Annotated in this window: 24 protein-coding genes; 21 read left to right on the forward strand and 3 right to left on the reverse strand. The window is 60.8% G+C overall.

The window, feature by feature from the left end; genetic code table 11:
* Positions 1–4: 4 nt before the first annotated feature.
* Positions 5–2,572: a [protein-PII] uridylyltransferase gene (locus LSO07_RS13475; protein ID WP_151094725.1), complete on the reverse strand. Its 2,568-nt coding sequence runs from the start codon at positions 2,570–2,572 to the stop codon at positions 5–7.
* Between the two features lie 47 nt (positions 2,573–2,619).
* Positions 2,620–3,432: a type I methionyl aminopeptidase gene (gene map / locus LSO07_RS13480; protein ID WP_070257392.1), complete on the reverse strand. Its 813-nt coding sequence runs from the start codon at positions 3,430–3,432 to the stop codon at positions 2,620–2,622.
* A 400-nt stretch (positions 3,433–3,832) separates the two neighbouring features.
* On the opposite strand from map, the gene rpsB reads away from it, so the two are divergent.
* From rpsB to LSO07_RS13565, 17 genes are all read left to right on the forward strand, one after another.
* Positions 3,833–4,585 (forward strand): 30S ribosomal protein S2, encoded by a 753-nt coding sequence (gene rpsB / locus LSO07_RS13485; protein ID WP_010397614.1) that lies wholly within the window; start codon positions 3,833–3,835, stop codon positions 4,583–4,585.
* Positions 4,586–4,743: 158 nt separating this feature from the next.
* Entirely contained in the window at positions 4,744–5,655 is a 912-nt protein-coding gene (tsf, locus tag LSO07_RS13490; protein ID WP_034784153.1) for a translation elongation factor Ts, read from the forward strand.
* A gap of 148 nt (positions 5,656–5,803) precedes the next feature.
* Positions 5,804–6,520, forward strand: coding sequence for a UMP kinase (pyrH, locus tag LSO07_RS13495; protein WP_034752258.1), 717 nt, complete (start codon positions 5,804–5,806; stop codon positions 6,518–6,520).
* A 184-nt stretch (positions 6,521–6,704) separates the two neighbouring features.
* Complete coding sequence (gene frr, locus LSO07_RS13500) at positions 6,705–7,265, forward strand: ribosome recycling factor (protein ID WP_034784152.1); 561 nt, start codon at positions 6,705–6,707, stop codon at positions 7,263–7,265.
* 99 nt (positions 7,266–7,364) lie between these two features.
* Positions 7,365–8,132, forward strand: coding sequence for a polyprenyl diphosphate synthase (gene uppS, locus LSO07_RS13505; protein ID WP_034784151.1), 768 nt, complete (start codon positions 7,365–7,367; stop codon positions 8,130–8,132).
* Positions 8,132–8,965: a phosphatidate cytidylyltransferase gene (locus tag LSO07_RS13510; RefSeq protein WP_034784149.1), complete on the forward strand. Its 834-nt coding sequence runs from the start codon at positions 8,132–8,134 to the stop codon at positions 8,963–8,965. The genes uppS and LSO07_RS13510 overlap by 1 nt, the downstream gene beginning before the upstream one ends.
* A gap of 8 nt (positions 8,966–8,973) precedes the next feature.
* Positions 8,974–10,158, forward strand: a complete 1,185-nt coding sequence (gene ispC / locus LSO07_RS13515) for a 1-deoxy-D-xylulose-5-phosphate reductoisomerase (protein ID WP_151094727.1) — start codon at positions 8,974–8,976, stop codon at positions 10,156–10,158.
* A complete protein-coding gene (rseP, locus tag LSO07_RS13520; protein WP_151094729.1) occupies positions 10,155–11,516 on the forward strand; it encodes an RIP metalloprotease RseP in 1,362 nt (453 codons plus the stop codon). The genes ispC and rseP overlap by 4 nt, the downstream gene beginning before the upstream one ends.
* Before the next feature lie 83 nt (positions 11,517–11,599).
* Positions 11,600–13,936: an outer membrane protein assembly factor BamA gene (gene bamA / locus LSO07_RS13525; protein WP_034784144.1), complete on the forward strand. Its 2,337-nt coding sequence runs from the start codon at positions 11,600–11,602 to the stop codon at positions 13,934–13,936.
* A 51-nt stretch (positions 13,937–13,987) separates the two neighbouring features.
* A complete protein-coding gene (locus LSO07_RS13530) occupies positions 13,988–14,506 on the forward strand; it encodes an OmpH family outer membrane protein (RefSeq protein ID WP_051958405.1) in 519 nt (172 codons plus the stop codon).
* A gap of 149 nt (positions 14,507–14,655) precedes the next feature.
* Entirely contained in the window at positions 14,656–15,711 is a 1,056-nt protein-coding gene (gene lpxD / locus LSO07_RS13535) for a UDP-3-O-(3-hydroxymyristoyl)glucosamine N-acyltransferase (protein WP_151094730.1), read from the forward strand.
* Entirely contained in the window at positions 15,708–16,202 is a 495-nt protein-coding gene (fabZ, locus tag LSO07_RS13540; RefSeq protein ID WP_070257388.1) for a 3-hydroxyacyl-ACP dehydratase FabZ, read from the forward strand. The genes lpxD and fabZ overlap by 4 nt, the downstream gene beginning before the upstream one ends.
* 1 nt (position 16,203) lies before the next feature.
* A complete protein-coding gene (lpxA, locus tag LSO07_RS13545; RefSeq protein WP_092610952.1) occupies positions 16,204–16,995 on the forward strand; it encodes an acyl-ACP--UDP-N-acetylglucosamine O-acyltransferase in 792 nt (263 codons plus the stop codon).
* Positions 16,979–18,163: a lipid-A-disaccharide synthase gene (gene lpxB / locus LSO07_RS13550; RefSeq protein ID WP_070279824.1), complete on the forward strand. Its 1,185-nt coding sequence runs from the start codon at positions 16,979–16,981 to the stop codon at positions 18,161–18,163. The genes lpxA and lpxB overlap by 17 nt, the downstream gene beginning before the upstream one ends.
* 44 nt (positions 18,164–18,207) lie before the next feature.
* Positions 18,208–18,846, forward strand: a complete 639-nt coding sequence (gene rnhB, locus LSO07_RS13555; RefSeq protein WP_151094734.1) for a ribonuclease HII — start codon at positions 18,208–18,210, stop codon at positions 18,844–18,846.
* Positions 18,843–19,628, forward strand: coding sequence for a TrmH family RNA methyltransferase (locus tag LSO07_RS13560; RefSeq protein WP_034784137.1), 786 nt, complete (start codon positions 18,843–18,845; stop codon positions 19,626–19,628). The genes rnhB and LSO07_RS13560 overlap by 4 nt, the downstream gene beginning before the upstream one ends.
* A gap of 21 nt (positions 19,629–19,649) precedes the next feature.
* Positions 19,650–20,864, forward strand: a complete 1,215-nt coding sequence (locus tag LSO07_RS13565) for an aminotransferase class V-fold PLP-dependent enzyme (protein ID WP_151094736.1) — start codon at positions 19,650–19,652, stop codon at positions 20,862–20,864.
* 34 nt (positions 20,865–20,898) lie between these two features.
* Here the strand turns inward: LSO07_RS13565 and ppsR are convergent, their stop codons facing one another.
* A complete protein-coding gene (gene ppsR / locus LSO07_RS13570) occupies positions 20,899–21,747 on the reverse strand; it encodes a posphoenolpyruvate synthetase regulatory kinase/phosphorylase PpsR (RefSeq protein ID WP_034784135.1) in 849 nt (282 codons plus the stop codon).
* 152 nt (positions 21,748–21,899) lie between these two features.
* Between ppsR and ppsA the strand changes: the two genes are divergently transcribed.
* The 4 genes from ppsA (at position 21,900) to LSO07_RS13590 (ending at position 26,530) form a co-directional block, all read left to right on the forward strand.
* Positions 21,900–24,332, forward strand: a complete 2,433-nt coding sequence (gene ppsA / locus LSO07_RS13575) for a phosphoenolpyruvate synthase (RefSeq protein WP_034752367.1) — start codon at positions 21,900–21,902, stop codon at positions 24,330–24,332.
* Positions 24,333–24,478: 146 nt separating this feature from the next.
* Positions 24,479–24,976: a Dps family protein gene (locus LSO07_RS13580; protein ID WP_034752224.1), complete on the forward strand. Its 498-nt coding sequence runs from the start codon at positions 24,479–24,481 to the stop codon at positions 24,974–24,976.
* Between the two features lie 177 nt (positions 24,977–25,153).
* A complete protein-coding gene (locus LSO07_RS13585) occupies positions 25,154–25,570 on the forward strand; it encodes an NfeD family protein (RefSeq protein WP_151094738.1) in 417 nt (138 codons plus the stop codon).
* A 15-nt stretch (positions 25,571–25,585) separates the two neighbouring features.
* A complete protein-coding gene (locus tag LSO07_RS13590; RefSeq protein WP_070257384.1) occupies positions 25,586–26,530 on the forward strand; it encodes an SPFH domain-containing protein in 945 nt (314 codons plus the stop codon).
* Positions 26,531–26,800: the final 270 nt, after the last annotated feature.

Genomic DNA, 26,800 nt, shown 5'->3' on the forward strand with positions numbered 1-26,800 from the left:
GTCATCAAACCTTTAGCGCATCGAGTAAATCGGTTTCCAGCAATATCTGGTTGCGGGCATTGTTGAGCGCGGGACCGTCGACGAGGAAGACGTCTTCGACCCGCTCGCCCAGGGTCATGATCTTGGCCGTGTGCAAGTTAATGCGGTACTTGGTCAGCACGTTGGCGATCGCATACAGCAAGCCCGTGCGGTCGTTGGCCGCCACCGACAGCAAATAGTATTGGCCCTTTTCATCGGGCCGCAAATCCACGGTCGGCTGGAAGGGGAAGGTGCGCGACAGGCGCGACAGCCGTCCCTTGCCCGGTGGCGGCAGCGGCGTTTGCGACTGCAACAGTTCACCCAGCTCATGCTCGATCAGGCTGATGATGTCGCGGTAGCTCTTGGCGAAGTTTTGCTCGGTGACAAGGAACGTATCGAGCGCATAGCCATTCTTTGTCGTGTGGATCTTCGCGTCGAGAATGCTGAAGTTCTTGCGGTCGAAATAGCTGCAGATGCGCGCGAACAGGTCGGGCTGGTCGGGAATGTACACGGCCACCTGCAAGCCTTCGCCTATGGGCGCCAGCCGGCATTTTACCACCGGCAACTTGCTGTCGAGCTTGTCATACAGCGAGCGCGTCTGCCAGGCGATGTCGGACGCGTCGTGGCGCAGGAAATACGCCACGTCCAGCTGCTGCCACAGTTTCAGGTGGGCATCCGGCGGCAAGCCGTACAGGCGCAGGGTGGCCAGCGCTTCCTGCTGGCGGTTCTTCAGCTCGCGGTCGGCCGTGTGTGGCTCGCCGCCCAGCACGCGCAAGGTGATCTTGTACAGGTCTTCCAGCAGCTTGCCCTTCCAGGCATTCCACACTTTCGGGCTGGTGCCGCGGATGTCGGCCACCGTCAGCAGGTACAGACCCGTCAGGTGGCGCTCGTCCTTGACCACTTTCGCAAAGGCGGCGATGACGTCGGGATCGGAGAGATCCTGTTTTTGCGCCACTTGCGACATGGTCAGGTGATTTTCCACCAAGAAAGCCACCAGTTCCGTGTCTTCCGCCGACAGGCCGTGGTCCTGGCAGAACTGGGTGGCGTCGGCCACGCCCAGCTTCGAGTGGTCGCCGCCGCGGCCCTTGGCGATGTCGTGGAACAGGGCCGCCACGTACAGCAGCCACGACTGCGAGAAATCGGCCATCAGCTGGCTGCAGAACGGATATTCGTGCGCGTGTTCGCTCATGGTGAAGCGGCGCATGTTGCGCACCACCATCAAAATGTGCTGGTCGACCGTGTACACGTGGAACAGGTCGTGCTGCATCTGGCCCACGATGCGGCGGAAATTCGGCAGGTAGCGTCCCAGGATGCTCATCTCGTTCATGCGCCGCAGCGCATGGATGATGCCGACCGGGGCTTGCATGATGCGCAGGAAGAGGGCGCGATTGAGGGGATCCTGGCGGAAGGCGCCATCGATCTTGAAGCGCGCGTGCCACAGGGCCCGCGTGGCGCGCGACGTCATGCCCTTCAGGGCCGGGCGCTCCGTCATCAGCACGAAGACTTCCAGCATGGCCGACGGGTATTGCTCGAACGTATCGTCGGCGCTGATGTCGATCAGGCTGTTGACTTCATTGAAGCGTTCGTTGATGGGCACAGCCACGTCGTCTTGCGGAAACAATCGTGCCTCGATGTTTTGCAGCAGAATCGTGTTGAGCTGGGTCACCGTCTTGGCGGCCCAGTAGTAGCGCTGCATCAAGAATTCGCTGGCGCGGCGCATGTGCGGCCCGCTGCCCGTCGCTTGCAGGCCCAGCGATTCGGCGATGGCCGTCTGCACGTCGAACACGAGGCGGTCTTCGCGCCGTCCCGCATGCAGGTGCAGGCGCACGCGGATATCCTTGAAGGCGCGCTCCTTTTCCATCAGCTGGCGCGCTTCCGTCAGGGTGATCAGGCCGCCCGTGGCCAGCGTGCGCCACGAGTTCGCCAAGCCGGCCGCCTTGGCTACCCACAGGATCACCTGCAAGTCGCGCAGGCCGCCCGGGCTTTCCTTGCAATTCGGTTCCAGGCTGAAGGCCGTGTCTTCGTATTTGGCATGGCGCTGGCGCATTTCCGCCGTTTTCGCCTGGAAGAATGCCTGCGGATCCATGGCCGCGTCATAGCGCTGCTGCAATTGTGCGAACAAGTCCGCGTTGCCGCACACGAGGCGCGCTTCGAGCAAACTCGTTTGCACGGTGATGTCGGCCTTCGATTCGACCATGCATTCATCCACTGTGCGGATGCTGTGGCCGATTTCCAGGCCCAGATCCCACAGCAGTTGCACCAGTTCCTCGAGCTTTTCCTGCGTGGCCGCATCGGGCGCCTGTTGCAGCAGGATCAGCAGGTCGACATCGGAATAGGGAAACAGTTCTCCGCGGCCATAACCGCCCACGCCGACCAGGGCCGTGCCGGGCGGCAAGCCTGCTTCCTGCCAGGCACGCGCCAGCACGCCGTCGACGCTGTGGCGCAGGCTGCGCAGCAGTTTTTCAGGCTTGCCGTCGGCCTGGAAGGCCGCAATGACGACCTGGCGGTCGGCTTTCAGTTGCTGCTTCAGCTGTTCCCGAACTTGCTTTTTCATCTGGGCCCTGGGTGGCGGTGGGTCGGGGTGCGGTCAAGCCTGATGAATCAGGCTTTATTGCCGATCAAGGCGGGCGGCGGCGGCATGCCGGGCGAGACGGTCAGCACTTCATAACCCGTTTCCGTCACCAGCACCGTGTGTTCCCATTGCGCCGACAGGCTGCGGTCCTTGGTTTTGATGGTCCAGCCATCGTTCATTTCGCGGATTTCGCGGCGGCCCGAGTTGATCATCGGTTCGACGGTAAAAATCATGCCCGCTTCCAGGCGCTCCAGGGTGCCTGGTTTGCCGTAATGCAACACTTGCGGCTCTTCATGGAAAACCTTGCCGATGCCGTGGCCGCAGAATTCGCGCACCACGCTGTAGCCGGCTTTTTCCGCGTGCTGCTGGATGGCGTGGCCGATGTCGCCCAGGTGGGCGCCCGGCTTGATCTGGTCGATGCCCAGCCACATGCATTCATAGGTGATTTCCGACAGGCGCTTGGCCAGGATGGTCGGCGTGCCGACGAGGAACATGCGGCTGTTGTCGCCGTGGTAGCCATCCTTGATGACGGTGATGTCAAGGTTGACGGAGTCGCCGCTCTTGAGGACCTTGTCGCCGGGAATGCCATGGCAGATGACGTCGTTGACGGAGGTGCAGATGGCTTTCGGGTAGGGCGTGTAGCCGGGTGGGCAATAGTTCAGCGGGGCAGGGATGGTGCCCTGCACGTTGACCATGTATTCGTGGCACAGGCGGTCCAGTTCGCCGGTCGTGACGCCGACCTTGACGAAGGGGGTGATGTAGTCGAGTACTTCGGCGCCGAGCTTGCCGGCAACGCGCATGCCTTCGATGTCGGCGGCGCTATTGATACGGATGGTGGACATGGTGTATTTCGCAATCTGCAAGAATTCAGGTGAAAAGCACAGACGATTTCTGCTGTATGGGAAAAAGTCTGCAAATATGTCGAAATTATAAACGAGGCGCCCTGAATCCGCCGCCTCCTTCCTATGGGCAGGCAGGGATTTGTGGGTGAAGTGGCGGCCAGCAGGCGGCGGCGCCACACCTTGCACCAGCATGGTGCATTGGGTGTTTCCGCAGGGCGCGCGATTTGCAGCGCGGACTTGATGCGGCGGGCATTTCGGTGTAGAATCCCGGGTTGCTTGAATTCTCTTTTAAGCAATGCAGTAAAACAGTGTCTTTAATTTATATAAACACGCGAATCCGGTCGACAAGGGTGCCTGTATGGTGACTGATCGGATTCCAGACCCAACCCTGGAGTTAATAATGTCCGTAACAATGCGCGAAATGCTGGAAGCCGGTGTCCACTTTGGTCACCAAACCCGTTTTTGGAATCCAAAAATGGCACCGTTCATCTTCGGCCATCGCAACAAGATCCACATCATCAACCTGGAAAAAACCATGGCGATGTACCAGGACGCAATGAAGCACGTGCGTCAACTGGCTGCAAACCGTGGCACCATCCTGATGGTTGGCACCAAGCGTCAAGCTCGCGAAATCATCGCTGCTGAAGCACAACGCGCTGGCGTGCCTTTCGTTGATCAACGTTGGTTGGGCGGCATGCTGACCAACTTCAAAACGATCAAGACCTCGATCAAGCGTCTGAAAGACATGGAAGTGATGATCGAAGATGGTTCGATCGAGAAGCTGTCGAAAAAAGAAGCGCTGATGTTCTCCCGCGAAATGATCAAGCTGCAAAAATCGATCGGCGGCATCAAGGACATGGGCGGCATTCCTGACGCAATCTTCGTCGTCGACGTCGGCTACCACAAAGGTGCGATCACCGAAGCAGCTAAACTGGGTATCCCGGTCATCGGCGTTGTCGATACCAACCACTCCCCAGAAGGCGTGAACTTCGTGATCCCAGGTAACGATGACTCCTCGAAAGCCATCATGTTGTACGCTCGCGGTGTTGCTGATGCAATCATCGAAGGCCGTGCAGCTGCCGGTAACGAAGTTGTTGAAATGGTTAAAGCAGCCGCTGGCGACGAATTCGTCGAAGTAAACGAACAGGCTTAATGGCCAGGCTATCGCAAGATAGCCGTTTGTAAGCACAGCAGTAAGGGAAAAGGGGTGGCAGCAGCTCCCCCTTTTTTTTAACAAAAAAACGATAGTGACCGCTGGCGAGGCATGCATGCCCGGCCGCGACTATCGACTCACCGAATCAGGAGAAACACATGGCAGCGATTACAGCAGCGATGGTAGGCGAATTGCGCGGCAAGACCGACGCACCAATGATGGAATGCAAAAAAGCACTGACCGAAGCCGATGGCGACATGGCTCGTGCGGAAGAGATCCTGCGCGTCAAACTGGGCGGCAAGGCATCGAAAGCATCGGCACGCATCACCGCTGAAGGCGTCGTGGCAACCTACATCGCCAATGGCGTAGGCGCCCTGGTCGAAGTGAACTCGGAAACCGACTTCGTTGCGAAAAACGACGATTTCCTGGCACTGGCCAACAACGCTGCCCGTCTGGTAGCAGAACACAACCCGGCTGACGTAGCTGCCCTGCTGGCCTTGCCACTCGATGGCAAGACCCTGGAAGACGTGCGCGCTGCCCTGATCGGCAAAATCGGCGAAAACATGACCATCCGCCGCTTCCAGCGTTTCGAAACCAGCAACAAGCTGGCTTCGTACCTGCACGGTTCGCGCATTGGCGTGATCGTCGAATTCGACGGCGCCGATGAGCAAGTCGGCAAAGACGTGGCCATGCACATCGCTGCCATGAAGCCAGTGTCGCTGTCCTCGAACGAAGTTCCAGCGGAACTGATCGAAAAAGAGCGTTCGGTTGCCCAACTGAAAGCCGAAGAAGACGCAGCCAAAGCGGCCGCCGAAGGCAAGCCAGCGCAATCGCCGGAAATCCTGGCCAAGCGCCTGGAAGGTTCCGTACAGAAGTTCCTGAAAGAAGTTTCCCTGCTGAACCAAGCTTTCGTGAAAAACGACAAGCTGTCGGTTGAGCAAATGCTGAAGGCGGCTAACACCAGCGTCAAAGGTTTCGCCATGTACGTAGTGGGCGAGGGCATCGAGAAGAAGCAAGACGACTTCGCAGCAGAAGTCGCAGCACAGATGGCTGCCTCCCAGGGAGCGTAAGTAAAGCGGGCCGAGAGGCCCGTTTTTTTGGCCCGCCCGCACCTGTCGTGCCGGGCGGCGGCATGGGCAGCTTCCTCTCGCCTATCCGGCGCTGCAAGGCGCTGCGCCATGTCATACTCGAATAACCTCATTTATGGAGCCCCAGCTCATGTCAAAACCAGCCTACAAGCGCGTCCTCCTCAAGTTGTCCGGCGAAGCCCTGATGGGTGATGATCCCTACGGCATCAACCGCGCCACGATCGAGCGCATGGTGGCCGATGTGGCCGAGGTGGCGAAGTTGGGTGTGGAACTGGCAATCGTGATTGGCGGCGGCAATATCTTCCGCGGCGTCGCGCCTGGTGCGCAAGGCATGGACCGTGCCACCGCCGACTACATGGGCATGCTTGCCACGGTGATGAATGCACTGGCCCTGGCCGATGCCATGCGCCACGTCGGCATTACCGCGCGCGTCATGTCGGCCATCGGCATCGAACAAGTGGTCGAGCCGTACGTCCGCCCGAAAGCCCTGCAATACCTGGAAGAAGGTAAAGTGGTGGTCTTCGCCGCCGGTACCGGCAATCCATTCTTCACCACCGACACGGCAGCTGCCCTGCGCGGTTCCGAGATCAGCGCCGAGATCGTCCTGAAGGCCACCAAGGTCGACGGCGTCTACACGGCCGATCCGAAGAAGGATCCGAACGCCACCCTGTTCCACACGATTACGTTCGACGACGCCATCGCCAAGCACCTGCAAGTGATGGATGCCACGGCATTCGCCCTGTGCCGCGACCAGAAACTGCCGATCAAGGTGTTTTCGATCACCAAGCCAGGCGCGCTGATGCGCGTCATCATGGGTGAAGACGAAGGCACCCTGGTGCACGTATAAGGGAAGCGGAGCGCCGAGAAACCGCCCATGGCTGCGTTGCAGCGCCTGATCCACGTTATGTACTATTCGTAGCGTCTTCGGTTCTGCGCCTTGCCCTGAACGGTTTTCGGCACTCCCGGCAGCGGTACCATTCAAGCCGCAAGCGCAATAGAATATTCATTATTATCAAGACAAGGAGTAGGTAATGTCCTTAGCTGACGTTAAAAAGAACACCCAGGAACGCATGACGAAGTCGCTGGAAACACTGCGGGCCGATCTGGCCAAAGTGCGTACCGGCCGCGCCCATACGGGTATCCTGGACCACGTGATGGTCGATTACTACGGTTCGCCGACGGCGCTGACCCAGGTCGCCAACGTGACCCTGATCGACGCGCGCACCATCGGTGTGCAGCCGTACGAAAAGAAGATGGCCAACACCATCGAAAAAGCCATCCGCGACGCCGACCTGGGCTTGAACCCATCGGCACAGGGCGACCTGATCCGCGTGCCGACGCCGCCGCTGACGGAAGAGCGCCGCAAGGAAATGGTCAAGCTGGTCAAGAGCGAGGCGGAAGACGCGAAGATTGCCGTGCGTAATATTCGCCGCGATGCGAACGAGTCGCTGAAGAAGCTGGTCAAGGAAAAAGCCTGCTCCGAGGACGATGAGCGCCGCTCGTCGGAAGAAGTGCAGAAACTGACGGACAAGTTTATTGCCGACATCGACAAGATGGTCGTCGACAAAGAAAAAGAAGTACTGACGGTCTAGTTTTCAGTCCTTTTGACACTGCCCGGGAAAGCATCGCTTTTCCGGGCAGTGCTATTTGGCGCATAATAGCTATCTTTTATTTTTGGTATTCGTGTTTTCATGATCTATTCGAGTTCGACAACGGCAGTACCTGAGGTGGGCACGGTGCCGCGCCATGTGGCAATCATTATGGATGGCAATGGTCGCTGGGCAACCAAGCGCTTCCTGCCCCGCGTGGCTGGCCACGTCAAGGGCGCCGACGCCGTGCGCGGCATCGTCGAGACTTGCCTCGACCGCGGTGTCGAATATCTGACCTTGTTTGCCTTCAGTTCGGAAAACTGGCGCCGCCCGGAAGAAGAGGTGTCGATGCTGATGCGCCTGTTCGTCACGATGCTGGAACGTGAAGTGGTCAAGATGCATGCCAGCGACATCCGCCTGAAGGTGGTGGGCGACCTGTCGCGCTTCAATGGCGAGCTGCAAACCCTGATCGCCAATGCGGAGCGCAAGACGGCGAACAACACGCGCCTGACGGTATCCATCTGCGCCAATTACGGCGGCCGCTGGGACATCATGCAGGCAGTCAACAAAATGACGGCCGAGGCGGCAGCCAATGGCCAGCCCGCCGCGCACGCTTATACGGAAGAGCAACTGGCGCCGCACCTGGCCATGGCCTACGCGCCCGAGCCCGACCTGTTCATCCGTACGGGCGGCGAGCAGCGCATTTCCAATTTCCTCCTGTGGCAACTGGCGTACACTGAGTTGTTTTTCACCGAGACTTTCTGGCCCGACTTCAATGACGAGTGCCTCGACGCGGCAATCGCGTCTTACCAGCAGCGCGAACGGCGCTTTGGCCGTACCAGCGCGCAATTAACTGAAAAGACAAACTGATGCTGAAAACACGGATAATCACCGCCCTGGTCTTGTTGGCGGTCTTGCTGCCGGTTCTGTATCTGAATTATTTCCCCGCCTTCGCCGTGATCGCCACGGCGTTCTTCGGCGCCGCCGTCTGGGAAAGCTTCCGCATTTTCAAAAATCGCCATGCGCTCGTGATTGCCGCCGTCTGGACTGCCGCCTTCGCGTATACGTTCTTTGTCGGTAACGGCATGGCGCAGCTCAATTTCTGGTTCGCCCTGTGCGTGGCCATCTGGCTGATCCGCTTCGTGCCCTCGCTGGCGACGGGCTTGCCGCCTACCGAAGGCCTAGGCAATACCTTGCTCAGCCTCGTGTATCCGGTGACCATCGTCGGCTGCTTCGTCGCCATCATCGCCCTGTTCCTGCATAGCCCCTTGTTCTTGCTGTCCGTCATGGCCCTCGTGTGGATCGCCGATATCGGCGCCTATTTCTCGGGCAAGGCTTTCGGCAAGCGCAAGCTGGCGCCAAGCATTTCCCCAGGTAAATCCTGGGAAGGCGCCATTGGCGGCGGCATCGCCGTGCTGGTCATTGCCGCCATCACCATCGTGGCCGCGCCATCGCTGCCGGTCTTGCAAGACACCTTTGCCGTGCAGCTGCAATTGCGCCGCGGTTGGCTGGTGGCCCTGCTGGTGCTGCTGCTGATCGTCGCCGCCAGCATCGTCGGCGACCTGTTCGAATCCCAATTGAAGCGCCGCGCCGGCATCAAGGACAGCAGCAGCCTGCTGCCTGGCCATGGCGGCGTACTCGACCGTATCGACGCGTTGATCCCGGTCCTGCCATTTGCCGCCCTCGTGGCCAGCTGGCTTTAAGGAAACTCATGCAATACATCACCATTCTTGGCGCGACCGGTTCGGTCGGCGTGTCCACCCTGGACGTGCTCGCGCGTCATCCGGAGCAATACAGCGTGTATGCGCTGAGCGCGCATACGCGTGTGGCCGAACTGGCCGCCCAGTGCCTGCAATTTCGTCCCCAGCGCGCCGTCGTCGGCACGGCGGACGCCGCCCTTGAACTGACGCGCTTGCTGCGCGGGCAGGGCGTCGATACGCAAGTCGAGTACGGCGAAGAAGCCCTGTGCGCCATCGCCAGCGCGCCGCAAGTGACGGGCGTGATGGCGGCCATCGTCGGCGCGGCCGGCCTGGCGCCCACCCTGGCGGCGGCGCGTGCCGGAAAGAAAGTGTTGCTGGCCAATAAAGAAGCGCTCGTCATGTCCGGCCAGCTGTTCATCGATGCCGTGCACGATAACGGCGCCGTGCTGCTGCCGATCGACAGCGAACATAACGCCATCTTCCAATGCATGCCGCATGCCCATGGCCGCGCGCCAGGCGCCGCAGGCGTGGCAAAAATCGTGCTCACCGCTTCCGGCGGCCCCTTCCTCACGCGCGACGTCGAAACGCTCGATTCGGTCACGCCGGACCAGGCATGCAAGCATCCGACCTGGGCCATGGGGCGCAAGATTTCCGTCGATTCGGCCACCATGATGAACAAGGGCCTGGAAGTGATCGAGGCGCACTGGCTGTTCGGCGCCCCTGCCGAGCAGATCGAGGTGCTGATCCACCCGCAAAGCGTGATCCATTCGATGGTGTCGTATATCGACGGTTCCGTGCTGGCCCAGCTGGGCAATCCGGACATGCGCACGCCGATCGCGCATGCGCTGGCATATCCGCAGCGTATCGCTTCCGGCGTGGCGCAACTGGACCTGGCGCAAGTGGCTACCCTGCAGTTCGAGCGTCCCGACTTCCGCCGCTTCCCTTGCCTGGCGCTGGCCTTCGACGCCCTGCGCGCGGGCGGCACGGCCCCGGCTTTGCTCAATGCGGCCAATGAAGTGGCCGTGCAAGCCTTCCTCGACGAACAGATCGGCTTCCGCCAGATCGACCGGGTCATCGCGCACGTGATCGAGACGGTGCCGCATGGCGCCGCTTCCAGCATCGAGGCCGTGATGGAGCAGGATCGCCTGGCCAGAGCGGCTGCGCGAGCATACATCGCCCAGAGGCTGGCTGCATGACGCTCATCACCACGTTGCTGGCCTTTATTGTCGCGCTCGGTTCACTGATTACCCTGCACGAGCTGGGCCACTACCTGGTGGCGCGCTGGTGCGGCGTGAAAGTGCTGCGTTTCTCGATCGGCATGGGAAAAGTGGTGTATTCGCGCAAGTTTGGCAAGGACCAGACGGAATGGGCGATTTCCGCGCTGCCGCTGGGCGGCTATGTGAGCATGCTCGACAGCCGCGCGCAAGACCTCAGCGACTTGCCGGAAAGCGAATTGCGCAGCGAATTCACGCGCCAGAGCGTGTGGCGCCGCATCGCCATCGTGGCCGCCGGCCCGCTGGCCAATTTCCTCGTTGCCATCGTGCTGTACGCGGGCCTGTTCATGCATGGCATCGAAGAGCCGTCGAGCAAGCTCGGCCCCGTGGCCGAGCAGACGGCCGCCTATGCGGCCGGCTTGCGCAGCGGCGATACGGTCGAAGCGGTGAATGGCAAGGCTGTGGCCAGCTGGTCCGAGCTGCGCTGGGAGCTGATCCAGGCCACGCTCGACAAGCAGCCGGCACGCATCGAAGTGCGCCGGCCTGACCGCGGCGAGCAGGAAGCGACCTTGCCGACGGCCAGCCTGACGGAAACGGATCTGGAAGGCGACGTGCTGGGCAAGCTGGGCCTGACCCTGGCCCGTTCCGCGCCCACCCTGATGGAAATCATGCCCGGTGGCGCCGCCGCGCGCGCCGGCTTGCAGAAAGACGACCAGATCCTGGCCATCGACGAACAGCCCGTGCACGACGTGGCGGCCGTCATCGCCACCCTGAGCCAGGCGCCGGGCCGGACCTTGCAATTGCAACTCTTGCGCCAGGGCCAGGACCTGACCTTGGCCATTACGCCGGACGCCGTGCCGGGCGCCGGGGCAGAGGGAGCTGTAACAGTTGGTAAGATACAGGCAAAGCTGGGGCAGGTGCCGGATATGATCACCGTGGCATCCGGACCGTTCGCCGCCGTGGGCAAGGCGTCCGCCAAGGTCTGGGATACCAGTGTCATGAGCCTGAAAATGCTGGGCAAGATGATCACCGGCCAGGTCTCGCTGAAGAATGTGACGGGACCCATTACCATCGCCGATTACGCGGGCCAGACGGCGCGCATCGGCCTGGTAAGCTACCTGAGCTTCATTGCCTTCATCAGTATCAGTCTGGGCGTGATGAATTTGCTACCCATTCCTGTTCTGGATGGCGGGCATTTGCTGTATTATTCGCTGGAAGTTTTGACCGGACGCCCCTTGCCGGAGCGCGTAGGCGAGATTGCCCAGCGCCTGGGGATCGGTTTGTTGCTGACCTTGATGGTGCTTGCCGTCTTTAATGACGTGTTGCGATTGCTGAATTAGGGCGGTGGTTGATGCCATTGCGTGAGTCGCACAAGCAATCTTTTGTGTATGTTGTCCATTGATTTACCCATTGAATAACCCCAATGAAATTACATTCTGCTCGTTTTGCCTTGCCTTCCTTTCGCCGTAGCCTGATCGGCGCCGCCGTCATGGCCTTCTGTTCCGGCCACGCGTTGGCCGTCCAGCCATTTACTGTCAAGGACATCCGGGTCGAAGGGATCCAGCGTACTGAAGCGGGCACCGTGTTTGCCTACCTGCCGGTGCGGGTCGGCGAAACGTTCTCCGACGAGAAGAGCGTGGCCGCCATCAAGGCCCTGTACGCGACGGGCATGTTCAAGGATGTGCGCCTGGAAGCCGATGGCGACGTGCTGGTGGTGCTGGTCGAGGAACGTCCGGCCATCGCCACCGTGGAATTTACGGGTACCAAGGAATTTGAAAAGGATGTGCTGGTCAAGGCCCTGAAGGAAATCGGCGTCGGTGAAGCCAAGATTTTCGACAAGGCCTCCGTTGACCGCGCGGAACAGGAACTCAAGCGCCAGTACCTGTCGCATGGCCTGTACGGCGTGAAGATCACCACCACCGTCACGCCGATCGAGCGTAACCGCGTCAACGTGGTGTTCGCCGTCGACGAGGGCGACGTGGCCCGCATCAAGCAGATCAACATCGTCGGCAACAAGGCCTTCACCGACAAGGAACTGCGCGAGCAGCTGGCCCTGAACACGGGCGGCTGGTTCAGCTGGTACACCAAGGCCGACCAATATTCGAAGACCAAGCTGACGGGCGACATCGAGTCGCTCAAGTCCTACTACCTGGACCGCGGCTATATCGAGATGCAGGTCGACTCGACGCAAGTGTCGATCACGCCCGATAAAAAAGACATCTACCTGACGATCAATATCACCGAAGGCGAGAAGTACAAGATTGCCGGCACCAAGTTCGAAGGCGAGATGTTTGGCCGCGAAGAAGAGCTGAAAGCGCTGAACCTGATGCGCGAAGGCGAAATCTATTCGGGCGCGCGCCTGACGGCGACGAACAAGCGCATCCAGGATCGCCTGGCCACGTTCGGCTATGCATTTGCCAACGTCAACGCGAATCCGGAAATCAACCGTGAAAAGCATGAAGTGGGCTTTACCTTCTTCATCGATCCGGGCAAGCGCGTGTACGTGCGCCACATGAATATCGCCGGCAACACCACCACGCGCGATGAAGTCATCCGCCGCGAATTCCGCCAGTTCGAATCGTCCTGGTATGACAGCAACAAGATCAAGCTGTCGCGCGACCGTGTCGACCGCCTTGGCTACTTCAAGGACGTGACCATCGACACGCCGGAAGCGCAGGGCACGACCGACCAGGTCGACGTCAACGTGACGGTGGTGGAAAAACCAACCGGTAACTTCCTGATCGGCGGCGCTTTCTCGCAATCGGAAAAATTCACCCTGTCGGCGTCGATTTCGCAGGCCAACTTTGCCGGTAGCGGCAACACAGTCGGCATTGAACTCAATACCAGCCACTACAGCCGCACGATCGCGTTTTCGCAAACCAATCCGTACTACACGGACGATGGCATTTCGCGCAGCTTTGAAGTCTACCTGCGTACGACGGAACCGCCGGCGCTGAACATCGGCAGCTACAAGATCAAGCAAACCGGTGGCCGCGTCAGTTTCGGCGTGCCGTTCTCGGAAGTCGACACCGTCTTCTTCGGTATCGGCGCCGAGCGCTCGCGCATCGAAACCGACATCACCAGCCCGATCCGCTTCAAGCAATACGTGGTTGACAATGGCGGTCCGTCCGACGGTATCGGTTCGGCTACCACCAATTCCATCCCGCTGACGGCGGCATGGCAGCGCGACAGCCGCGACAGCGCCCTGACGCCGTCGATCGGCCGCTACCAGCGCGTCAACCTGGAGGCTGACCTGATCGGCGACCAGAAATACTTCCGTGCCATCTATGAGCACCAGTATTTCCGTCCGCTGTTCAGCAAGGTCACCCTGGCGCTGAAGGGCGAACTCGATTACGGCCACGGCATCGGCAAGCACGTGTATCCGGTCTTCAAGAACTTCTACGGCGGCGGTATCGGTTCGGTGCGCGGCTACCTGAGTTCTTCGCTGGGCGCGGTCGAACCGAGCACCAACGATGCCTTGGGCGGCGCTTCGCGCCTGATCGGTAACGCGGAACTGCAGATGCCATTCCCCGGTTCGGGCAATGACCGCAGCTTGCGCTGGTTCGGTTTCCTTGACGGCGGCCAGGTCTACCAGGAAGGCGAAAAAATGCGTTTGTCGCAATTGCGCTATTCTGCTGGCTTGGGCATCAGCTGGATTTCCCCGGTGGGCCCGCTCAAGCTGAGCTATGCCAAGCCGCTGAACGCCAAGCCGACGGACCGCCTGGAGCGCTTCCAGTTCCAGATGGGCACCGGTTTCTGACCGGCCATCTGAACCGGGGCGACAGCTTTTACTTTTTGACCATGGAGTATCATGAACACCGCATCCGCTACCCTGCCCAAGACCCTTGCCGTGATCGCATTGTGCTGGAGTTCGCTGTTGCCGGTGCAGGCGCAGGCTCAGGAGTCGAAGATCGCCTGGATCAGCAGCGAACGTATTTATAACGAATCGAGGCTGGCCAAGCTGGCCAGCGCCAAGCTGGCCGAAGAGTTCCGCTCGCGTGAAAAAGCCGTGCAGGAACTGGCCAGCCGCTTCAAGGTCGCCAACGAAGCCCTGGAAAAGGACATGCCGACCCTGAGCGAGGCGGAGCGCGCCAAGCGCCAGCGCGAGTTTTTCGAGTTGGACAAGGAGCTGCAACGCCGCCAGCGCGAATTTCGCGAAGACCTGAGCCAGCGTACGAACGAAGAGCGCAGCGCCATCGCGGAAAAAGCCAACACCATCATCCAGCAGATGGCGCATATCGAAGGATATGACATCGTGCTGCAGGAAGCCCTGTGGGCCAGCCCGCGCATCGACATTACCGACAAGGTATTGAAGGCGCTGGACAAGTAACTGTAATAGTTTTTACGCCTGACAGTGCCGTGGCGAGCGGATGTGAGTTGTGGTTGAGAAGCGGAGCTGTGCTGGAGCACAGTGAGCATCGGAGACCGCAAATCGCGCCGCGCAGCAGGCATAGTCAGGCGTTCTTATAAAGGTAAAAGATGGGCACTCGACTAGGAGACTTGGTCGAACGCTTCGGCGGGCAGTTGGCGGGCGATCCGAACCTGGAAGTTTCAGGCATCGCACCGCTGGCCGACGCCGGCGCTTCGCACATCAGCTTTCTCAGCAATAGCAAATTCCGCGCACAGGCCGCCCAGAGCGGCGCCGCGGCGCTGATCCTCACGCCGGCCGACGACGCGCTGATCGGCGGCGACTACGCCGGCGCGCGTATCGTCACCCCGAATCCCTATGTGTATTTCGCGCGTGCGGCGCAGTATTTCGCCGCCCTGCACGAGATCAAGGCCCCGGCCGGCATCCATCCGGGCGCCTTTGTCGACGCCAGCGCGCAGGTTGACGCCAGCGCCTCCGTCGGCGTGCATGCGGTGATCGAAGCGGGCGCCGTGATCGGTGCCGGCTGCGTCATCGGCGCCGGCTGCGTGGTGGGCCGCGACGCCGTCATCGGCGCCGGTACCCAGCTGTTCGCCAACGTGACCTTCCACGCGCGCTGCGTGATCGGCCAGCGCGGCATCATCCATTCGGGCGCCGTGATCGGCACCGACGGATTCGGCTTCGCCAACGAAGGCGGCGTGTATATCAAGATTCCGCAGACGGGCAGGGTGGTGATCGGTGACGATGTCGATATCGGCGCCAACACCACCATCGACCGTGGCGCACTGGCCGACACCATCATCGAAGATGGCGTCAAGCTCGATAACCAGATCCAGATCGGCCACAACTGCCATATCGGCGCACACACGGCCATGGCCGGCTGCGTCGGCGTGGCCGGCAGCGCCATCATCGGCAAGTACTGCACCTTTGGCGGTGCCGCCATGGTGCTGGGCCACCTGACCATTGCCGACCGCGTCCACGTGGGCTCGGGCAGCATGGTCTCGCGTTCGATCCTGGAAGCGGGCCAGTACACGGGCTTCTATCCGCTGGCCAAGAACGCCGACTGGGAAAAGAGCGCCGCCATCGTGCGCAACCTGTCAAGCATGCGCGAGAAGATACGCGCGCTTGAAAAAACAATTAAAACACTGACCACGCAAGACGAAAAATGACTACTGAAAAAAAGACCCTCGACATCCTCGCCATCAAATCGCTGCTGCCGCACCGTTACCCGCTGCTGCTGGTTGACCGCGTGCTGGACTGGGAAGCGAACAAAACCATCACCGCCATCAAGAACGTGACGGTCAACGAAGAGTTCTTCCAGGGCCATTTCCCGCACAAGCCAGTCATGCCTGGCGTGCTGATGATCGAAGCGCTGGCGCAGACGGCGGCCTTGCTGTCGTTCCTGACGATGGGCGTGAAGCCGGACGAAAATTCGGTGGTGTACTTTGTCGGCATCGACAATGCGCGCTTCAAGCGTCCTGTCGAGCCGGGCGACCAGCTGAAGATGGATGTGGAAATCCTGCGCGTCTCGCGCGGCATCTGGAAATACAAGGCCGTCGGTACGGTCGACGGCAAGCTGGCGGTGGAAGCGGAACTGATGTGCACCATCCGCAGCGCGCAGGATGCGAGCCAGTCTGCGAGCCAGCCAGCGGGGCAGTAACATGGCGGCCATCCACTCCACGGCAGTCATCGACCCGAAGGCCGAGCTCGACAGTTCGGTCGAGGTGGGTCCGTACACCATCATCGGTCCGCACGTGCGCATCGGCGCCGGCACCAAGGTTGGCCCGCACGTGGTGATCGACGGGCACACGACGATCGGCAGCGATAACCACCTGTTCCAGTTTTCCTCCATCGGCGCGCAGCCGCAGGACAAAAAATGGGCGGGCGAGGCGACGCGCCTGGAAATCGGCGACCGCAACACCATCCGCGAATTCTGCACCTTCAACACGGGCACCGTGCAGGGCGGCGGTGTGACGCGCCTGGGCAATGACAACTGGATTTCGGCGTATGTGCACCTGGCGCACGACTGCCTGGTGGGCAACAACACGATTTTTTCGAACAACGCGCAGCTGGCGGGCCACGTGGAGATCGGCGACTGGGTCATCATGAGCGGCTTCGCCAATGTGCACCAGTTCTGCAAGATCGGCGCGCACGCCTTCGTCGGCATGAGCACCAGCCTGACGCAGGACGTGCCACCATTCGTCCTGTTGAACGGCAATCCGGCGCAGGCGCATGGCGTCAATATCGAGGGCTTGAAACGCCGCGGCTTTACGCGCGAGCAGATCAACGGCATCCGCACCGCGTATAAACTCATCTACCGCTCGGGACTGACCCTGGAAGAATCCAAGGCTGCCCTGTTCGAAGAAGAAGCGGCATCGTCGCCCGAGGTGGCGGAACACATTCGTGCCATGCGCGAATTCCTTGGCGTGGCGTCGCGTGGCATCGTCCGCTGACCAGTCCGGCGGCCTGCCGGTCGCCAATGTCGCCATCGTCGCCGGCGAGGTGTCGGGCGACCTGCTGGCCAGCCGGCTGCTGTCCGGCCTCGTGCCGCAGCTGCCCGGCGCCCGCTTTCACGGCATTGGCGGCGAGCACATGGCCAGGCAGGGCTTCGTGTCCGACTGGCCGCTCGACAAGCTGACCGTGCGGGGCCTGTTCGAGATCATTCCCCGCTATCGCGAGATCAAGGGCATCCAGAACGCGTTGCGCGACCAGCTGCTGGCAGAGCGTCCCGCCGTCTTCATCGGCGCCGACTATCCGGGTTTTAACCTGGGACTGGAACAGCAACTCAAGGAAGGCGGCATCCCCACCGTGCACTACATCGGGCCGCAGATATGGGCCTGGCGCGGCGGGCGCATCAAGAAAATCATCAAGGCCGTCTCGCATATGCTGGTGATCTTCCCCTTCGAGGAAGAGATCTACCGCAAGGCGGGCGTGCCCGTCACCTATGTCGGCCATCCGCTGGCTGAAATGATTCCGTTGCAGCCCGACGAAGCGGCCGCGCGCCGCACTTTGGGCTTGCCGGAAGACGCGAATGTCGTGACCCTGATGCCGGGCAGCCGCATGGGCGAACTCAAATACAATACGGTGGCCTTTGTCGGTGCCTGCAAGCTGCTGCTGGCGCGCGACCGCTCCCTGCGTTTCGTCGCGCCCATGGCCGGCGAAAAGCAGCGCCAGTACTTCCTGCAATTGATTGCGGAAGCAGGCTTGCAGGACGTCGAGATATTGCTGACCGACGGCGGCTCGCACACGGCCATCTGCGCCGCCGATGCGGTGCTGGTGGCGTCCGGCACGGCCTCGCTGGAAGTGGCGCTGTACAAGAAGCCCATGGTCATCGCCTACAAGATGATGCGCGCGTCGTGGGAAATCATGCGCCACATGGGTTACCAGCCGTGGATCGGTTTGCCAAACATCCTGGCGCGCGACTACCTGGTGCCCGAACTGCTGCAAAACGCGGCCAGCCCCGAATCGCTGGCCGAGGCCATGTGGCAGCAGCTGAGCGACGTGCCGGGCCGCCTGCGCCTGGTGCAGCGCTTCACGGACATGCACCATAGCCTGCTGCGCGACAGCGCGCGCGAGAGCGCCAACGCCGTCATGCAAGTCATCGCCGCCAACCGCAAGTAAACCCCGATCACCGCTTCAACCGCAGTACCAACCAAAGATTCAACGTGAAAAATATCTATCCCGGCCTGTTTGACGACTTGCCATTCTCGCTCGATGAAATCATCTGCGGCGTCGACGAGGCAGGACGCGGTCCGCTGGCCGGCCCGGTGTTCGCCGCCGCCGTGATCCTCGACCCGAACCAGCCTATCGACGGCTTGCGCGACTCGAAAAAACTCAGCGAAACCAAGCGCGACCTGCTGGCGCCGCAGATCAAGGCCAAGGCTCTGGCCTGGGCCATCGCCGAAGCGTCGGAAGAAGAGATCGACCGCCTGAACATTTTGCAGGCGTCGATGCTGGCCATGCGCCGCGCCGTCGAGGCGTTGGCTACCGTGCCGACCCTGGCCCTGATCGACGGCAACCGCTGCCCCGTGATGCCGATACGCGGCATGGCCATCATTGGTGGCGACGACAAGGTCGATTCGATTTCCGCCGCCTCGATCCTGGCCAAGACGGCGCGCGACGCGGCCCTGGTACACCTGCATGCGGCCTATCCCGAATACTGCTTCGACCAACACAAGGGCTACGGCACCAAGCTGCACCTCGAGCGCCTGCACCTGCACGGCGCCTCGCCCGTGCACCGCCGCTCGTTCGCGCCCGTGCGCAACGTGATCGCCCTGTTCGGCGGACAGGAGGTGGTGGCATGAAGACGATTACCTCGCGCGACAACGCGCAATACAAGGATTTGCTGAAGCTGGCGGGCAGTTCGCAGGCGCGCCGCAAGTCGGGCCGCACCTTGCTCGACGGCGTGCACCTGTGCCAATCCTACCTGCAGCTGCGCGGCATGCCGGAGCAATGCATCGTCAGCGAAAGCGCCTTGCAGAACGGGGAAGTGGCGGACATCGTCGGCCAGCTGGAAAGCCAGCGCGCGCACGTGCTGGGCTTGCCTGACGCGCTGTATAACGCGGTGAGCCAGGTCGAGCACGGCGTGGGCGTGATGTTCCTCATCGAGACGCCGGAACGGGCCGTCACGCAGCCCCTGGGCGTGTCGGCCGTGCTGCTCGATAACCTGCAAGACCCGGGCAATGTGGGCTCCATCCTGCGCAGCGCGGCCGCCGCGGGCATCACGCAGGTGTATTGCAGCGCCGGCACGGCTTTCTGCTGGTCGCCGAAGGTGCTGCGCGCGGCGATGGGCGCGCATTTCGTGCTCGACATCTTTGAAAACGTCGACCTGGCGGCGCTCGTTTCCGGCGCCAAGGTGGCAACCCTCGCCACCAGCGGCTATGCAACGCAGCGCCTGTACGACGTCGACCTGCGCCAGCCCGTCGCGTGGCTGTTCGGCCATGAAGGGCAGGGCGTGGCCGACGACCTGCTGTCGATGGCCACGCACCAGGTGGTCATTCCCCACCTGGGCCAGATCGAATCGCTGAACGTGGCCGCCTGCGCCGCCGTCTGCTTCTTCGAGCAGCTACGCCAGGGCCAGGCCTGACGCTTTCCAAGCAGAGCCGCCATGCCTGATCATCCAGTTCCGCCTTTGCTCGCCGACGGTGCCGCACGTGACGAGGCCTGGTGGCGCCAGGTGGCGGCGTTGTATCCCGCGCCGCCGGACGCCATCGTCAATCTCGAGCATGGCTATTTCGGCGCCATGGCTGCGCCCGTGCAAGCCGCCTTCGAGCAGGCCGTGCGCTACACCAACGAGCAACTGAGTCCTTTCGTGCGCGGCGAGTTCACGCGCACGCATGTGGATATCCTGCGCCAGCGCGTCGCTGCGCTGATCCATGCCGAACCGCGCGACATACTGCTGACCCGCAGCGGCACCGAGTCCATGCAGGTGCTGATCACGCAATACCACGGCCTGGCGCCCGGCGATACGGTGCTGTGGAGTAATCTCGATTATCCGGCCATGCGCACGGCCATGCGCTGGCTGGCGCAGCGCCGTGGCGTCACCAGCACGCAAATCAAGCTGAGCTTGCCCATCGGCGATGACGAGATCATCGCCAGTTATGCGCAAGCCATGCGCCAGGCCGTCAAGCCCAAGTTGCTGCTGCTGTCGCAGGTAACGCCGGCCAATGGCCAGCAACTGCCAGTGCAGGCCATCATGGCGCTGGCGCGCGAGCACGGCATCGACGTGCTGCTCGACAGCGCCCATGCGCTGGGGCAGGTCGACGTGGACGTGCAGGCCATGGGCGTCGATTTCGCCGGTTTCAATCTGCATAAATGGCTGGGGGCGCCGGCGGGACTGGGTATCGTGTATATCCGTGCATCGCAGCTGCACAAGATCGAACCGCACTTTGGCGACGATGATTATCCGCCCGACGATATCCGCGGCCGCCTGCACATGGGCATGCCGCCGATCGGTGCCATCCTGGCCGCGCCTGCCGCATTGGACTTCCACGCGCGTCTGGGCGGCACGCCGGCGAAGAATGAACGCCTGGCCTGGCTGCGCCATTACTGGGTCAGCCGCGTCGCGCAACTGCCTGGCGTGCGCATTCTGTCGCCGCTCGATGCCAGGCGTGGCACGGCGCTGGTGGCCTTTGCCGTCGATGGCATGCGTGCGCGGGAACTGCAGCAGGTTTTATTGCACCGCTTCGGCGTGTTTACCGTCGAACGCAATATCGGCGATACCGATGTCGTGCGCGCCACGGTGGCCATCACCACCACCATCGGTGAACTGGACCGGTTGGTGGCGGCGCTGACGGCACTATCCAGAGAAACGGACACCTGACAAAACCGACGCGCAGCAGGTTTGGTCAAGCGTACTAGTACTCGCGGCGGTTCGGCTTGATCTCCTGCAGGATCGTCGTGGAGATCTCTTCGATCGACTTGGTGGTCGACGACAGCCAGCGGATGCCTTCGCGTTTCATCATTTTTTCCGCCTCGTTGACCTCGTAACGGCAATTTTCGATGGCCGCATACTTGCTTCCAGCGCGTCTTTCGTTGCGTATTTCCGACAAACGTTCGGGCGTAATGCTCAATCCGAAAATTTTATTCTTAAATTCCAGCAGGGCCGATGGCAGCTTGTCGCGCTCGAAATCGTCGGGAATCAGCGGATAGTTGGCCGCCTTAATGCCGTATTGCATGGCCAGGTACAGGCTGGTCGGGGTCTTGCCAGAGCGTGACACACCCACCAGAATGACATCGGCCGAGGACAGGTTCTTGTGCGACTGGCCATCGTCGTGCGCCAGCGAATAGTTGATCGCCTCGATGCGGTTCTTGTATTCCTCGCTGTCGACGATATTGTGCGAGCGCCCGATGGTATGGGTCGACATGACGCCCAGTTCCTGCTCCAGTGGGGCGACAAAGGTCTGGATCAGGTCCATGTGCATGCCACTGGACTTGCGGATCACGGCCGACAGGTCGTTCTTCACCAGGGTGGAGAAAATGATCGGGCGCTGGCCATCGGTGGCGAACGCTTCGTTGATCTTGCGCGCCGCCTCGTAGGCCTTGTCCATGGTGTCGATGAAGGGCAGGCGGATCTGGCGGAAGCGCAGATCGAACTGCGTCAGCACCGAGTGGCCGAACGTCTCGGCGGTGATGCCGGTGCCGTCGGAAACGAAGAAGACGGTGCGGGCCGCGGAGGGCAAAGGGGGGCGTGGATCTTGTGTCATGGGTTTTCGGATCAAGATTGTGCGTCGTCAATTTGCGCCGCACAAGGTAAAATGGCTGCAACGGTATGATTGTGCTGCACGACGCCAAGAATAACAAGAAGACTGTCTGTGCGCCGCGCGTAAAGATTTCTATCATCAGTAAGGGTGTCATTATGACCAACGCAGTATCGCAACAGCAGGAAGACAAGGACGCGGTGTATGTTGCCTCGTTCGAGCATTTGCGCATGACGGATGTGGAATCCGTCGGCGGCAAGAACGCCTCCCTGGGCGAAATGATCAGCCAGCTGGCGGAAGCCGGCGTGCGCGTGCCCGGTGGCTTTGCCACCACGGCGCAGGCATTCCGCGATTTCCTGTCGTATAGCGCCAATGGCGGCTTGCCGCTGGCCGAACGCATCGCCCAGCGCCTCGAAGGGCTGAACATCGATGACGTGCGCTCGCTGGCGCAAGCCGGCGCCGAGATCCGTCAATGGATCGTGGAAACGCCATTCCAGCCACGCCTGGCCGCCGAAATCGACCAGTTCTATGCCAAACTGGTGGCCGATTCCGATACCGAAATGTCGTTTGCCGTGCGTTCCTCGGCCACGGCGGAAGACTTGCCGGATGCGTCTTTTGCTGGTCAGCAAGAGACCTTCCTGAACGTGGTCGGCATCGACAACGTGCTCGAGGCCATGAAGCAGGTGTTCGCGTCGCTGTACAACGACCGCGCCATCTCGTACCGCGTGCACAAGGGCTTTACGCACGCTGAAGTGGCCTTGTCGGCCGGCGTGCAGCGCATGGTGCGTTCCGACCTGGGCGCGGCTGGCGTGATGTTTACCATCGATACGGAATCGGGCTTCAAGGACGTGGTCTTCGTCACCTCCAGCTATGGCCTGGGCGAGACCGTGGTGCAGGGCGCCGTCAATCCCGACGAATTCTATGTGCACAAGCCGATGCTGGAAAAAGGCAAGTCGCCTGTGATCCGCCGCAATATCGGCTCGAAGCTGCTGAAGATGGAATTCACGAACGAAGCGAAAGCTGGGCGTTCCGTGAAAACCGTCGACGTGCCCGTCGAAATGCGCAACCGCTATTCGCTGAACGACAGCGAAGTGGTGGAATTGGCCAAATACGCCGTCATCATCGAAAACCACTACGGCCGTCCGATGGACATCGAGTGGGGCAAGGATGGCCGCGATGGCAAGCTGTACATCCTGCAAGCGCGTCCCGAGACCGTCAAGTCGCAGCAAAAGGCGACCGACGTGCAAGAACGCTTCAAGCTGAAAAGCACGGGCACCGTACTGACCTCCGGCCGCGCCATCGGCCAGAAGATCGGCGCCGGCCCCGTGCGCGTGATTCACGACCCGGCCGACATGGAGCGCGTGCAGCCAGGCGACGTGCTTGTTGCCGACATGACGGACCCGAACTGGGAACCGGTCATGAAGCGCGCTTCGGCCATCGTCACCAACCGCGGCGGTCGTACTTGCCACGCAGCAATTATTGCGCGTGAACTGGGCGTGCCTGCCGTCGTCGGCTGCGGCGACGCGACCGACGTGCTGAAAGATGGCACGTTTGTCACCGTCGTGTGCTCCGAAGGCGACGAAGGCAAGATCTACGATGGCTTGCTGGAAACAGAAGTGTCGGAAGTGTCGCGCGGCGAATTGCCGAAGCTCGACACCAAGATCATGCTCAACGTGGGCAATCCGCAGCTGGCGTTTGACTTCCAGTCCGTGCCGAATGCCGGCGTTGGCCTGGCGCGCCTGGAATTCATCATCAATAACAATATTGGTGTGCACCCGCGCGCGATCCTGGAATACCCGAACATCGATGCCGACCTGAAAAAGGCCGTGGAATCGGTGGCGCGCGGCCACGCTTCGCCAAAGGCGTTCTACATCGACAAGCTGGCCGAAGGCATCGCCACCATCGCCGCCGCGTTCTGGCCGAAAAAAGTCATCGTGCGCCTGTCCGACTTCAAGTCGAACGAGTACAAGAAGCTGATCGGCGGTTCGCGCTACGAGCCGGACGAAGAAAACCCGATGCTGGGCTTCCGCGGCGCGGCGCGCTACCTGTCGGCCGACTTCTCCGAAGCGTTCAACATGGAATGCGAAGCGATGAAGCGCGTGCGCAATGACATGGGCCTGACCAACGTGGAAATCATGGTGCCGTTCGTGCGCACCCTGGGCCAGGCCGAGAAAGTCATCGACTTGCTGGCAAAAAATGGCTTGAAGCGCGGCGAGAACGACCTGCGCGTCATCATGATGTGCGAAGTGCCGTCGAACGCCATCCTAGCCGACCAGTTCCTCGACCATTTCGATGGCTTCTCGATCGGTTCGAACGACCTGACCCAGCTGACCCTGGGCCTGGACCGCGATTCCGGCATGGAATTGCTGGCTGCCGACTTCGACGAGCGCGATCCTGCCGTGAAAGCCCTGCTGGCCCTGGCCATCAAGGCTTGCCTGGCACGCGGCAAGTACATCGGCATTTGCGGTCAGGGTCCTTCCGACCATCCGGACTTCGCCGTCTGGCTGATGGAGCAGGGCATCGAATCGATGTCCCTGAATCCGGATTCGGTGATCGACACCTGGCAGAAACTGGCTGCGCTGAAAGCGTAAGCATCTTTCCCGCCCTTTGAAAACCCGCTGCCGCTCACCCGGCAGCGGGTTTTTTTATGCCTGCCACGCGGCGCACGGCAGTATTCGATGGGCTTGCTCCAGATCAGCTAAAATGATTCCACCAATACATTGAAACAGGAGTTCACATGGCAAGCAAGAAACCGAGCAAAGTGGCAAAGATCGATATCGGCATTTCCGAGGCGGACCGCGCGAAGATTGCGGAAGGCCTGTCCGGCCTGCTGGCCGACAGCTACACCTTGTACCTGATGACCCATAATTTTCACTGGAACGTCAAGGGGCCGATGTTCAACACCCTGCACCTGATGTTCATGACGCAATATACGGAGCAGTGGGCCGCGCTGGACCTGATCGCCGAGCGCATCCGCGCCCTCGGCTACCCGGCGCCCGGTACCTACAAGGAATTCGTCAAGCTGGCCTCGATCAAGGAAATCGACGGCGTGCCGCCGGCGTTGGACATGGTCAGCCACCTGGTATCGGCACAGGAAGCAACCGCGCGCACGGCGCGCCGCCTGTTCCCGCTGCTGGAAAAAGCCAATGACCAGCCGACGGCCGACCTGATCACGCAGCGCCTGGATTTGCATGAAAAGACGGCGTGGATGTTGCGCAGCCTGCTCGAGGAATAAAGGCCGGGCCTGCGGCGCTAATTCGCCCCCGCCTATTGACGTCATCAGGAATTGCGTTAGACTGCTTGTATATAGGTGTTTGGCAAGAATAATATCAGGCAGTAATACGCATTAAACCCCGTCGCTTATATAGGCTACGGGGTTTTTTATTTTCGGATTCGCAAAGATGGAGGCATCATGGCTGAATGGGTAGGCTGGTTTGTGGCGGCTGGCGCGGTATTGATCCTGGAGCTGTTTACGGGTACGTTTTATTTGCTGATGATCGCCATCGGCATCAGTGCCGGAGGACTGGTGGCGCTGGCGGGCGGCAATGGCGGTTGGCAAGCCCTGACGGCCGCCATTGTCGGCGTGGCTGCCACCCTGTTATTGCGGCGCAGCCGTTTTGGCAAGGCGGCGCGGCGCGATGCGGCGCAGGACCCGAATGTGAATCTCGATATCGGCCAAAGCGTGGCGGTCGTGCATTGGGTCGATGGCGCGGCGCGCGTCATGTACCGCGGCGCCTTGTGGGATGTGGAGCTGATTCCCGGCGGCGATACGCAAGCCGGCCATTACACCATACATGCCGTGCGTGGCAGCCGTTTGATTGTTGGATAACCTGGAGAGTAGATTATGGAAGTAAGCACTGGTAGCGTGTCGCTGATCTTGTTATTGCTGGCATTGGTATTTGTCTTCAAGACGGTCAATGTGGTGCCGCAGCAGCATGCCTGGGTGGTGGAGCGTCTGGGCAAGTTTCACGCGGTATTGGGTCCTGGCCTGAATATTGTCGTGCCTTTTGTCGACCGTATCGCCTACAAGCACGTGCTCAAGGAAATTCCGCTCGACGTGCCGCCGCAGGTGTGCATCACGCGCGACAATACGCAATTGCAGGTCGATGGCATTCTGTATTTCCAGATTACCGATGCCATGCGTGCCTCATATGGCTCGTCGAATTATATTGCCGCCATTACGCAGCTGGCGCAAACGACCTTGCGTTCGGTGATCGGTAAAATGGAACTCGACAAGACATTTGAAGAACGCGACCATATCAATACGGCCATCGTGAATGCCATCGATGAATCGGCGGCGAATTGGGGCGTCAAGGTATTGCGCTATGAAATCAAGGATTTGACGCCGCCCAAGGAAATACTGCATGCGATGCAGGCACAGATTACGGCCGAACGCGAAAAGCGCGCCCTGATTGCCGCCTCGGAAGGGCGCAAGCAGGAACAGATCAATATCGCCAGCGGTGAGCGCGAAGCGGCCATTGCCCGCTCCGAAGGCGAGAAGCAGGCCTCGATCAACCGTGCCGAAGGCCAGGCCACGGCCATCGTCGCGCTGGCGCAGGCCAGTGCCGAGGCGCTGCGCCAGGTGGGTGCCGCCATTCGCGAACCGGGCGGGGAAGATGCCGTGAACCTGAAAGTAGCTGAGCAGTATGTGGGCGCGTTCGCGCAATTGGCGAAAACCAATAACTCGATTATCGTGCCGGCGAATCTGGGCGATATGAGCGGTTTGATCGCCACGGCGATGCAGGTGGTGAAAACGCAGAAGCCGAAAGGCAGCGTGGCGATTCCCTGATTGCCTGGTGAATAGCAAACTCGTAGCAGGTTTGTCTTTAATACTGCCCGCCATATCGCGGGCAGTTTTCAATTGCGCCATTGGAATATATGCTGGCAGACGGGCTGGAGTATCTGCACTTGAATCCATAACGTTGAAATCTTTTCTTTATGCTATGCTGTGCGCACTTTCGGGCTTATATGCTGTCGTGCGACGCTTATCTTTTTGATTAAGTAGAATCTGCGGCTCATGCATGGCTATGATTGCGCCGATATCCGCGACGGATACTTG

Source organism: Janthinobacterium sp. PLB04, from assembly GCF_021165895.1.
GTDB classification, from domain to species: domain Bacteria; phylum Pseudomonadota; class Gammaproteobacteria; order Burkholderiales; family Burkholderiaceae_D; genus Janthinobacterium; species Janthinobacterium lividum.